The 10,361-nt window shown below is 39.0% G+C and carries 11 protein-coding genes; 6 read left to right on the forward strand and 5 right to left on the reverse strand.

Features of this window, described 5'->3' with window-relative positions:
* The first annotated feature begins 1 nt into the window (after position 1).
* From ACOFKR_RS00835 to ACOFKR_RS00860, 6 genes are all read left to right on the forward strand, one after another.
* Positions 2-856 (forward strand): radical SAM protein, encoded by an 855-nt coding sequence (locus tag ACOFKR_RS00835; protein ID WP_419802133.1) that lies wholly within the window; start codon positions 2-4, stop codon positions 854-856.
* Positions 857-859: 3 nt separating this feature from the next.
* The gene (locus tag ACOFKR_RS00840) at positions 860-3,334 is read left to right on the forward strand and encodes a UvrD-helicase domain-containing protein (protein WP_419802134.1); all 2,475 of its coding nucleotides are present in this window, start codon (positions 860-862) and stop codon (positions 3,332-3,334) included.
* Positions 3,335-3,671: 337 nt separating this feature from the next.
* Positions 3,672-3,938, forward strand: coding sequence for a helix-turn-helix domain-containing protein (locus tag ACOFKR_RS00845; RefSeq protein WP_419802135.1), 267 nt, complete (start codon positions 3,672-3,674; stop codon positions 3,936-3,938).
* Positions 3,935-4,246 (forward strand): winged helix-turn-helix domain-containing protein, encoded by a 312-nt coding sequence (locus tag ACOFKR_RS00850; protein WP_419802136.1) that lies wholly within the window; start codon positions 3,935-3,937, stop codon positions 4,244-4,246. The genes ACOFKR_RS00845 and ACOFKR_RS00850 overlap by 4 nt, the downstream gene beginning before the upstream one ends.
* Before the next feature lie 637 nt (positions 4,247-4,883).
* The gene (locus ACOFKR_RS00855; RefSeq protein ID WP_419802137.1) at positions 4,884-5,780 is read left to right on the forward strand and encodes a tyrosine-type recombinase/integrase; all 897 of its coding nucleotides are present in this window, start codon (positions 4,884-4,886) and stop codon (positions 5,778-5,780) included.
* A gap of 47 nt (positions 5,781-5,827) precedes the next feature.
* Entirely contained in the window at positions 5,828-6,829 is a 1,002-nt protein-coding gene (locus ACOFKR_RS00860; protein WP_419802138.1) for a hypothetical protein, read from the forward strand.
* Between the two features lie 117 nt (positions 6,830-6,946).
* Here the strand turns inward: ACOFKR_RS00860 and ACOFKR_RS00865 are convergent, their stop codons facing one another.
* From ACOFKR_RS00865 to ACOFKR_RS00885, 5 genes are all read right to left on the reverse strand, one after another.
* On the reverse strand, positions 6,947-7,465 hold the full coding sequence (locus ACOFKR_RS00865; protein WP_419802139.1) for a hypothetical protein: 519 nt from the start codon (positions 7,463-7,465) through the stop codon (positions 6,947-6,949).
* 194 nt (positions 7,466-7,659) lie between these two features.
* Positions 7,660-8,361 (reverse strand): nucleotidyl transferase AbiEii/AbiGii toxin family protein, encoded by a 702-nt coding sequence (locus tag ACOFKR_RS00870; protein WP_419802140.1) that lies wholly within the window; start codon positions 8,359-8,361, stop codon positions 7,660-7,662.
* On the reverse strand, positions 8,319-8,819 hold the full coding sequence (locus ACOFKR_RS00875) for a DUF6922 domain-containing protein (RefSeq protein ID WP_419802141.1): 501 nt from the start codon (positions 8,817-8,819) through the stop codon (positions 8,319-8,321). The genes ACOFKR_RS00870 and ACOFKR_RS00875 overlap by 43 nt, the downstream gene beginning before the upstream one ends.
* A gap of 65 nt (positions 8,820-8,884) precedes the next feature.
* On the reverse strand, positions 8,885-9,067 hold the full coding sequence (locus ACOFKR_RS00880; protein WP_419803601.1) for a tyrosine-type recombinase/integrase: 183 nt from the start codon (positions 9,065-9,067) through the stop codon (positions 8,885-8,887).
* Positions 9,027-10,106, reverse strand: coding sequence for a site-specific integrase (locus tag ACOFKR_RS00885; protein ID WP_419802142.1), 1,080 nt, complete (start codon positions 10,104-10,106; stop codon positions 9,027-9,029). The genes ACOFKR_RS00880 and ACOFKR_RS00885 overlap by 41 nt, the downstream gene beginning before the upstream one ends.
* Positions 10,107-10,361: the final 255 nt, after the last annotated feature.

Below are 10,361 nucleotides of genomic sequence, written 5' to 3' on the forward strand. Positions count from 1 at the left end.
TATGGACTTATTCAGCAATGTTGCCGCCGGCGAATACAATAAACAGGCTAAAATTGGACAAGCAGAGGTCGAGTATATACAATCAGCGAGCATTCTGACCGAAGCGAAAGGATTTATGAGTGCTTATGATTATACCCTTAATCCTTATACAGGGTGTTCATTCGGCTGCAACTATTGTTACGCTGCCTTTTTTTCTCGATCATCAGATGAAAAAGATAATTGGGGATATTGGTTAAAGGTAAAAGAAAATGCACTTCAGCTCTTAATGAAATTCCGAAAAAAACCTTTAAATAATAAAACTATCTATATAAGTAGTGTAACGGATCCTTACCAACCAATTGAAAAAAACCTTCAGTTAACAAGAAGTTTATTAATTGAGTTATTAACCTATCATAAACCCAGACTGGTTATTCAGACAAGAAGCCCCCTTGTGACCAGGGACATAGATCTCCTTAAACAATTTGAAGTGGTACAGGTAAATATGACTGTGACTACGGACAGCGAGGCAGTCCGAAAAGCATTTGAGCCTTTTTGCCCCTCAAACAAATTAAGACTCAAGGCCATACAAGAAGTCACCGATGCGGGTATCCAAACATGCATTACTATGACGCCATTACTGCCCGTGGAAAACGCATTGGACTTTACCAGTGAATTACTGCACACTGGCGTAAAAAAGTTTATCGTACAGCCGTTTCACCCAGACAAAGGCAAGTTTATTGCCAGTACACGGGAAATTGCTTTTGAACAAATGCGCCTTATGAACTGGAATGATTTGAAATATAGCGAAGTAGTTCAGATATTTAAGCAGAAACTTCCCTGGCTTGGAGAAGGAAAACAAGGCTTCGCACCAATTTAACGAATGACAGAAGAACTGAAAGTATGGTTAAGATCCCAGCAGGACAGCCTGGATAAGATCGTCGCTGATTCCGCGGTGGCATTTTATAATGAGCATCGGACAATGTCTAACTTTAAATATGATCTTAAAAAATGTCATACTGAAAGCTACAATTTAATTAGGGGAAAAGACCTATGTTATGACAGGTTTAATACGGCATTCGCTTATTCTCTTTGGTACCATCCTAGGCGCGTAAATACATTTCTAACATTCTTTCTAGACAAAGTACTTGAGCACCAAAGCGATCATCTCGAAGTTTTTGATCTTGGTGCTGGGGCGGGGGCTATTCAATGGGGGCTCGGACTGATTTATGCCGGACTAAAAAGACTCGGTAAACGGGTCCCACGCATCACCATAATTAACATTGATACAAGTCCGTTCATGTTGACTTATAATCGGGATTATTTATGGAAAGAGTTCATTAAAGTTTACCCAGAAATTGACAGCAACTTCATTACCGAGTTTGAGGTAAATTCCTGGAATAATGAACATAATCTTGAAACTTCTAATTCTATTTTATCAGCAAGTTACCTATTCGATGCGTCTGATAATAAAAATGAAATTGCAAGTGATTTTAAAGAATTAGTTAAAAAGTATAAACCACAAACAGTTCTCCTGTTAACTTCGAGCCAGCCTGAAAAAATGCGCTTCTTAACTGAACTCGAATATGAGTTTAAATCTCAGGGCTTTGATGCACATCGAATACAAGAAAGCAACTTGCTTTTTACAAAACCACTTGAAAATATTAATAGAATCCGGGTGAAATTAGGCTCAATTTTAGATATATCAGAGCTTCAACGATCATCCTCCTGGATTGATAGGAGCCACTCCGGTCTTGTTCTTCAAAAGCCACAGGCTGCAATGGCATTTAGCTACGGGGCAAAACCCATCACAGAACTTAACATTTTCAATCCTCCGATCACCGTGAGAAGGGAGGTAACGTTAAATGAAAAACAAAAACGCGCCTCAAAGGACGGGGACTCCCCCGCTATCATAGTAGGACCGGCTGGTTGCGGGAAAAGTATTGTTATCACTGAAAAAATAAAGAATATCGTAGAAAACAGTAATTATTCTCCCAATCTGAAAATACTGGTTACAACTTTCAACAAAGGCCTTATTGGCAAGATTGCGGAATGGCTCATTGATTTACTTGACAACACCAAATATTCTATTCGGTACGATACCAATTTTCATGGCTTTAACGATAAATCAAGCCATTTTAAATTTCATGGCTCTAATGTTACTAATATTCGACTTCTACACTTTGATATGTTGCCTAAATTATTAGGTAATGTACGTTATCAAGGGCTTGTAAGCCATCAGCAGCATTTTAATTTACTTGATGAAATCATTAAAAAAGTAAAGAACGAAGAACGGATTATTAATGACCAATACGATAGCATTCTGAATCACGACTTCCTTTTTGAGGAATACCATCGTGTTATCTATGGCCTACAGGTTGGCATTACCAAGGGTGAAGAGACCTATCTCTCTATCAAAAGAACCGGACGAGGCAACAACCCATCCATGCCCAAAAACAGCGATCGGAGGAAATTAGCTTGGCGGTGCCTGATTCAATATGCACAGTTGATGCATAAAGGAGGAATACAAAGTTTCACATTGAGAAGACAATACTTATATGGAAAATTGAAATCAGGGGAATTAAAAACCAACTACGATTTTATTTTATTGGATGAATTTCAGGATTGCACCAACGCCGACTTTGAGATTTTTTATATGATGATTAAAAATCCGAATAATCTCACAATTGCAGGTGATCTTGCCCAATCTATTCATCTTGGAACAGCAGCACGAATACCTCGAGATGAAAAAATGATCCGACGTATTTTTCATAGATTGGATGGGTCCTATCGCCTGCCAGTACGAGTTAGCGAAAGTATTAAAATGCTATCTGAGGCAATTGTCTCTCGCTTCGGAAATGATGAAGGAGTAACAGGAATAACGCCTTATAAAGGCTCGCCACCTGGTGCCCGTCCAATATTGGTTTACGGAGAGGATACGAATGATCTTGCAGAAAAAATTTGTAAAATTTTCAACGTGTACAAAATTTATGACCTAAAAAAGGCTACCATTTTAGAAAAAGACAGGGAACTATGCAACGCAATTGTCAGTCATGGAATCGATGCGGAAACAGATTCCGTTTTAGGACTTAAGGGGCTCGAAAAAGAATGTATTATATGGTCAACTCGCATTCCACTGGAATTTGAAAAGGAAGTTTTTGAATTTGCCTATACTATCGTCACACGCACCTCTTGTATCTTAATTATCGCTATAACAGCTTCTACCCAAAATATCTACAAAAAGGTACTCGGGCTATTAGATCGGGAGCGACTGATCATATGGGACAGTAAATCTGAAACAGAATTTGATTCTTTCTGTGAACAATACATTGCAGAAGTTATAGAGGATGAGGATTGATTTGCTGAAAGTTGACAATATTTCAACAAGTTCATATCCTATATGATATCTGTTTCGGTCAACATATAAGTTAGTAATATAGTTAAGTCGTAGTGTATAGCTCTGAAATGAAAGGTGTGTATTTTATTAATCTTTAGATTTTTTATAACAAATATTTAAAGTTGAAAACAATTACTATCTTTGATATACTCAAGGCGTATACTACCTGATGTATGCCGCCCAATTAAGCGAAACTAAGTTTCGCGGGGTCTAAATGCGATGCTGATCGCAGCTTTATGAATACGGGAATAGGCCCGTAGTCGTTTCGTAAAGTTCAAGTTCACCTTAGTTTTTTATTATGGCGGCGATAGAAATTATCACCAAACAAGATCTCTTGGAATTCAAGAATGATCTTATCAGGGACTTAAAAGCAGTCCTAAACCCGACTCAGCAGGCGGCAAAACAATGGGTAAAAAGCAACGAGGTAAGAATGTTGCTCAGCATCTCACCGGGCACGTTACAAAACCTGCGCATTAATGGCACACTTTCATTTACCAAAGTGGGCGGCATGATGTATTACAAGCTGGAAGACATTCAAAAAGTTCTGGAAGGGGGTAAACAATGAGACCACCTGTAAAACCCGACAAATTCAAGGTATACAATGAGCGGGCTATGAAAATGAAGAAAGATCCGCGATTATTTATAAGTCATTCAAGCCTTTATAATGCTTTATTTATCTGCTTGCAGCAGAATGGTGGAATTACTCCTTTTCAAGTCAATCGTAGGGTATTAATGTCTTATAGCAATATTGCATCTACTGCTACCTATCATAAATGTATTAAGAAGTTGGTTGAGTTAGGTTATATTAGTTATAGCCCATCTTACCATCCTATAAAAGGCAGCCTGATTTCCTGGCAGGAGGAGATAGCATAAAATCTATCAATCTTACGATCACGAAATCGACAGATCTTGTAATCCGTAAATCCCACGATCCCATTATCGCTAAAACTTGCGATATGCAAATCTTGCGATCAGGTTATCTTCCTATCTAAGCCCCCAACTCAACCAGCCGTTTTCGAGATTATCGAAAACGGCTTTTAAATGGTGCCTGAAATCGCCCTCTCAGTTTTACGAAGCATCAATTAACTTAAAAATCATTATCAAAAAACATGTTGCTTTTGTAACTGCAAGATGTCTTTTTGTGTGACAAAAAGTCTCTTGCCCTCCCGGGAGGATTTAAAAAAATTCGCAACTCATTTTTTCCTGGAAGTCTTTAAAAATTGCACGAAAGCCTTGTTCATGATTGGTTAGATGGGTAACAATGAATAAATCACTATCATGGGATTACCTAACTCACCATTATCGCAAAGGTAGTCCAAGCCGGAATAAAATGTCAAGGGTATACAAGCGAGCCGCATTGTTCGCTTTTAGCGGCTGGCTCGCCCTTGACATTTTATCCGGCTTTGCTTTTAGTTGCTTACATGGTGATTAAGGCTGTATTGTTCATAGCTGTCAAAAAAGAAAAAGAATTTAATAAAGTCGATATGTGCTTTAAGCGCATGTTTGCGGGATGAAAATTAAAAAAAATAACAAGTCCATTGGTTTGCTTTTTCAGCAGGCGCTCGACAGAAAATTAACATCCGATATCAGTAAACTGCATAGAGATAGCCTTCGATATGCCTACAATCAGTTCATGCTCTTTTTAGGGCCAGAAGGCCGTGAAATGTCAATCAAGAAATTAAAAACGTCTACAATCGAAGAATTCCTCCAACGGTACAATTCATCTCCCACGAGCTACATGAATAAAAGGCGTGAATTAAGTTCCCTTTTTAATGGGGCTACCAGGCTAATTGATGAATCTTTAATGACGGTTAAGAAAACTGAAGTACAGAAAATCAAACCTACACTTCATTTAGCTTATGAAAAAGATCAGCTAAAACCTGTGCTCAATTTTCTAAAAGCCAGGCAAACCAATCTTTATCGCTGCTGCCTGATGACCTATGGCTGCTTATTGCGCCCTCATGAGGAGATACGGCTACTGACTAAAAAACATTTTAAGGTTAATAATACCGAGATCCATTTAGATGGTAGTGAGAATAAGGGTGGCAAGATCCGGGTTGTCTATGTACCCGATTATGTAAGGCATGAACTGGGGCCTGTTCTTGACGGGATTAAAAGAGATGACAATATATTCAGTTTAATTAACGAGCCATTTAATGATGATTATTTCAGCAAACAATGGTCACGGGAAAAGAAGATATTATTGAGCCATGGATTGATATACCCTAAACAGACATTATATTCTTTTCGGCATACCGCTGCGATAGATGTTTTTCGTCGTACAAAGGATGTTCATATGGTTCAGAAAATGATGGGACATTCATCAGTACTTATAACGATGAAATATCTCCGAAGCCTGGGTGAATTTAACATGGATGAGCTAAAATCTGCAGCGCCAGTTTTATGATCAGATTTACACGTAAAGAAATCTACCAGATGGTATGGGAGCTACCAATGACAGAGATTGCTAAGAAATATAAGATATCGGATGTTGGTTTTCGTAAAATATGTCTTCGTATGAATATTCCTGTTCCAAAAACAGGCTCCTGGGCTAAAGTTAAAGCAGGGCACGATAGACGCCAACCTAAGCTGCCGGCTCAATGGGATGGACAAGATTTTATTGAACTCAAAGAACGACCTCAGGAACAACCCGTTAAAAAAGCTTCCGAGCGAATACAGCTCGTTAAAGAAATAATTCAGAAGGAATTTCCATTCAAGGTACCAGAACGATTGATAAAACCTGACCCGCTAATTATAGCTGCGAAAGAAAGTTTGGAAAAACTGACTGATATCAATTATCCTGGAATGGCTGTAACCACAAAAGGGCAACTGGACATTCGTGTGGCATCATCTAATGTTGGGCGGGCACTTCGTTTTATGGATACGTTAATTAAATGCGTTCGCGCCAGAGGATATATTTATGAGATAAGTACAGATGGGAATTATATTGTTGTTGGTGAGGTAAAACTCAGGGTCAATTTTCGGGAACGGACAACCAAATTCAAGGTCGATAAACCCTATCAGGAATTTGAGTGGCGGCCAAATGGTAAAATAGTGTTTCGACTTGATGACAGGTTAAAGTCTGAATGGGGAGATTCCAAAACCAAACTATTAGAAGACCAGTTGCCAAAAATAATGGCTAAGTTGGATATATCAGCTAAACAAGAAGAGGAGTATTTAAAAAATGCACGTATATGGCAAGAGAATTGGGAAAAGCAACGCAAACTTCAGGCAAAACGTGATGCACACCAGCATGAAGAGCGAGAGAGCTTTAAAGAGTTAATGACGCAGGCAAAGCGCTGGAAACAGGCCCAGCTTATTCGAGAGTCCCTTGCTGCAATACCCAGCTCCAATAATGACTGGCTGGCTTGGGCCGAGCATAAAGCAGATTGGCTCGATCCAATTGTAATGGCTGAAGGTGAATGGATGACTGAAGGAGACAAGGATATCTTTTAACAGCAACTGATTCTAATACACCAGAGCGGCTGTATCTCAATATATGATACAGCCGCTTTTCTTAATTTATTCGGATATTTATCTAATTAACTATCAAGAATGGCTTCGATTGCCTCTTCAAAAAACCAATTCAAAAGATTTTTTTAATAGCTCTAAGGCTTTTTTTTGCTCCCTAACTTTACCCACGCGGATTGCATCGACTAAAGCAAGTTTATCATATAGCTGTTCATCATCCATTGCCGCCATTACTTGATTGGGGTATAGCGGTATTATCGCCTGGCCTTTTGATTTCCCATTAGCACTTGGCCATACATAGGTTTCATCAGATACAAAGTAATCTTTCAGAATGGGAGCGCTGTGTGCGGTTGGCAGCCCGCGAACAATAGGGCCTGGCTCAGCAGGGAAAACGAATTTTAATCCGTGCTCGATAAAATTATACAGGGCAGTTTTAAAAACAACCCGTTTATCAGGGCTGATCAATTTGGCAATCATGGAACGATTTAAGGATTCGCTGATCTCAGAATTGCTGATGTATAAACTAGTCGCAAGATCTTTGTTCAGCCAGTTTTTGTCTGACGAAGTTATTTTCAGCAGTAAGACCAAATCATGCGGCCTCATCCCATTATGCGCTTTCATATACGAATATAACCACCAATTTCTAAATTCGCGATTTGCGAATTTAGAAATTGGTGGTTTGGTTATTTCGCAATAAGTATTAAGTCGTTAACGCATAGGTGGTATTTCGTCCACTGCCTAGCTCTTTCTCCGCAAATTTGCGGAGAATAAATGTCATATTCTCCGCACCATTATGAAATTGCAATCCATATCACTTATCTTCGATACCCACCTCTGCCTCGTCCTATATCTTCAGAATTATCATCATCGTCCCGATCAGATCCTGGGTTTTGTTGCATCCTATCATATTCATCCACTGCATTGTTAATACTACTTTTTACAATTTCCCATGTGAGCTTTTTGTCTTTGAGGATGACGGGAACGCTTAAGTCAACATCCTGATAATGCAGTAGTGATTTGCGCGCCATGCCATGATTAACATTTGGATATTTACTGCAATAGAAGTCCACAATATTTTCATAAGTAAATTCTTTGAGCAGATAGTGAATATCTATGAAGTCTTTCACCCGTTGCCCACTATTAACAATTGCATTTATTTTCATTGCGGCAATATCCTCTAGTGACATCATCCGAATCCCTTGAATAGTTTCAATTTGCTTAATTGGCGGGTATTTGTGACTTATCAGGTCAAAATCCACGTCAAAAATACTTCCACTAACGTAATTGTTTTTTTGTCCCCTGATCTCGGCGTGATATTGTTTTTTTAAATGGTCCGCTAATTCCCCACCATCAAAATCCCCGGTATTAAAAAGGTCTATATCTATAGAATCCCGGTGACCAAGCTTCAGTGCTAAAGCGGTTCCTCCAACTAGGTGAAAAGAATTGAACTGCTGATCTCGCATCAGCTTTTTGATTAGATCCAGTGTCCCTGGTTTAACTGTTTCTTTGTGTAACATTTGAGCTCATTTTTGCTCAACTGGAAATATTCACAAACAGCATCAATGGTCATATCGGTTAAATAATTGATTTCTTCTTTCAGAGAACAAATAACGTTGTCCCTTCCATAAAATCGTATCATTTCTTCCCATTCTGATTTGTTGCCCTTATTAAGCACCCGCTCCATAATCGTCAGCTTTGACCTTCTCCAATCAATTTTATCAAAATCAAAATCCCAGAATAATACAGGCGGCAGGTTAGGCCTGGTGACTTTTTGTATCAATGGCTGCCGCTCTATTTTAACATCGTCATTTTCAAATGGGATTTTTTTCTTGGAAAGATAATTATTCAGGGTATGATAATTAAAATCAGGGTAGCTGTCGCAAAAACCTTTAAGACTTGAAAATACATCAATATCGATTCCTGCAAAACGTTTCCAATGCACTAATACTACTCTTTTATTGATTTCTTTTATCATACCCAAAATTAACTAAAAACTATACGAACTGCCTAATATTTGTGAATATTTGTCAATTGATGGTTTTAATTAATTGCCGACAGCTTAACTTTAAGTGTGGCCATATCAGAACTGATCTTATGATCCATTACCTTAGCATAGATTTGTGTGGTCTTGATGCTGGTGTGCCCCATCATCTTAGCCACACTCTCTATTGGAACGCCATTATTAAGCGTTACAGTCGTAGCGAACGTATGCCGGGCAATTATGGAAAGTCAGTAGTTTGGAAATGCCGCACAAGTCGGCTATCTCCTTTAAATAGGCATTCATTTTTTGGTTACTCATTACCGGAAGCAAAAGATCGTCGACAATACATTGTGGGTTATCCTCGTATCTTTCAATAACTTTTAATGCTGCCGGCAAAATGGGAATGCGGGATAAAGTATCTGTTTTTTGGCGGTTGGTATGGATCCAAAGATCGCCGTCGACTCCCTTGGCCATTTCGGAACGTTTAAGCTTTTTGACATCGACATAGACAAGCCCGGTATAACAACTAAACAGAAAAATATCCCTGACTAAGCGCAGCCGATCTACGGAAAATTCCTTTTCTGCAATGGCCGTCAGATCTTCCTTGGTCAGCACAACCCGGTGAACTTTTTTGGTTTTAGGCTTATAGTTCAGATACGGATCAATCGTAAGCCAGCCATTACCTAGGCAGATACGGACAATTTTTCCTAAATTTTTAATATACTTGATCGCAGAATTGTTGACGCACTTGCGAACGCTCCGGAGGTAGTACTCAAAATCATTAAGGAATTCGAAATTGATTTTTGTGATAGGTATGTCAGAAACATTGTGCTGCCATTGCATGAAATCTTTGGTATGCATTAACGCTGTTTCATAACGTTGCAGTGTGCTCTTCTCAAATTCCTGCCCTACCAGGCTGCGCATCTTTTGGTTATGGTCTTCAAAAACGGTAACCAAGGTGCGTACTTTTTCTGTTTTACCAATAAAGCGATTTTTGAGGCTTTCGGCGGTAACCATTTCGTCATTGGCCGTCATCCAGCGATGGAACTCCTGGGCTTTAGCCTGCAAGGTGTCGAGATAAGAGTTGAGGGTACGAACGTCTTCTTTGGTGCCGATAGCACGGCCTGCTTGTGTATTCCAGCGGGAAGGATCACATGTTTTTCCGGTTGAGGCTTCGGCCCGTCGGCCGTCAACGGTAAACCGCAGATAAATGGCTACCGGACCATTTTTGTAGGTAGAGCGCTTCTTTAAATAAAAAAGCAAATTGATGTTAGTTCTCATTACAAATGAATTAAATAGTGAAACAAAATTGATTATTCCATCACTTGCAATCAAGATGTTCACTCGCTGAACATCTTCTAAATCAGTTACTTATGGTATTTCTGGTGAGCATCTTTTTAGCTTTAATATGCTCACCGAATTGCTCACCTTTTTTATGCTAAAACATGCATATTTTGGTATTTTCGGCTAAACATAAAAGCCTGTAAATCGATGATTTACAGGCTTTTATGCAATTTTGACATTGTTTTCAGCGGA

Origin of the sequence: Mucilaginibacter sp., from assembly GCF_965201005.1 — a bacterium.
Lineage (GTDB): Bacteria > Bacteroidota > Bacteroidia > Sphingobacteriales > Sphingobacteriaceae > Mucilaginibacter_A.

Excerpts from the sequence above, each read along its gene's own strand:
- ACOFKR_RS00835 (WP_419802133.1), top strand. The coding sequence starts at position 2 with ATGGACTTATTCAGCAATGTTGCCGCCGGCGAATACAATAAACAGGCT.
- ACOFKR_RS00840 (WP_419802134.1), top strand. The coding sequence starts at position 860 with ATGACAGAAGAACTGAAAGTATGGTTAAGATCCCAGCAGGACAGCCTG.
- ACOFKR_RS00845 (WP_419802135.1), top strand. The coding sequence starts at position 3,672 with ATGGCGGCGATAGAAATTATCACCAAACAAGATCTCTTGGAATTCAAG.
- ACOFKR_RS00850 (WP_419802136.1), top strand. The coding sequence starts at position 3,935 with ATGAGACCACCTGTAAAACCCGACAAATTCAAGGTATACAATGAGCGG.
- ACOFKR_RS00855 (WP_419802137.1), top strand. The coding sequence starts at position 4,884 with ATGAAAATTAAAAAAAATAACAAGTCCATTGGTTTGCTTTTTCAGCAG.
- ACOFKR_RS00860 (WP_419802138.1), top strand. The coding sequence starts at position 5,828 with ATGACAGAGATTGCTAAGAAATATAAGATATCGGATGTTGGTTTTCGT.
- ACOFKR_RS00865 (WP_419802139.1), bottom strand. The coding sequence starts at position 7,465 with ATGAAAGCGCATAATGGGATGAGGCCGCATGATTTGGTCTTACTGCTG.
- ACOFKR_RS00870 (WP_419802140.1), bottom strand. The coding sequence starts at position 8,361 with ATGTTACACAAAGAAACAGTTAAACCAGGGACACTGGATCTAATCAAA.
- ACOFKR_RS00875 (WP_419802141.1), bottom strand. The coding sequence starts at position 8,819 with ATGATAAAAGAAATCAATAAAAGAGTAGTATTAGTGCATTGGAAACGT.
- ACOFKR_RS00885 (WP_419802142.1), bottom strand. The coding sequence starts at position 10,106 with ATGAGAACTAACATCAATTTGCTTTTTTATTTAAAGAAGCGCTCTACC.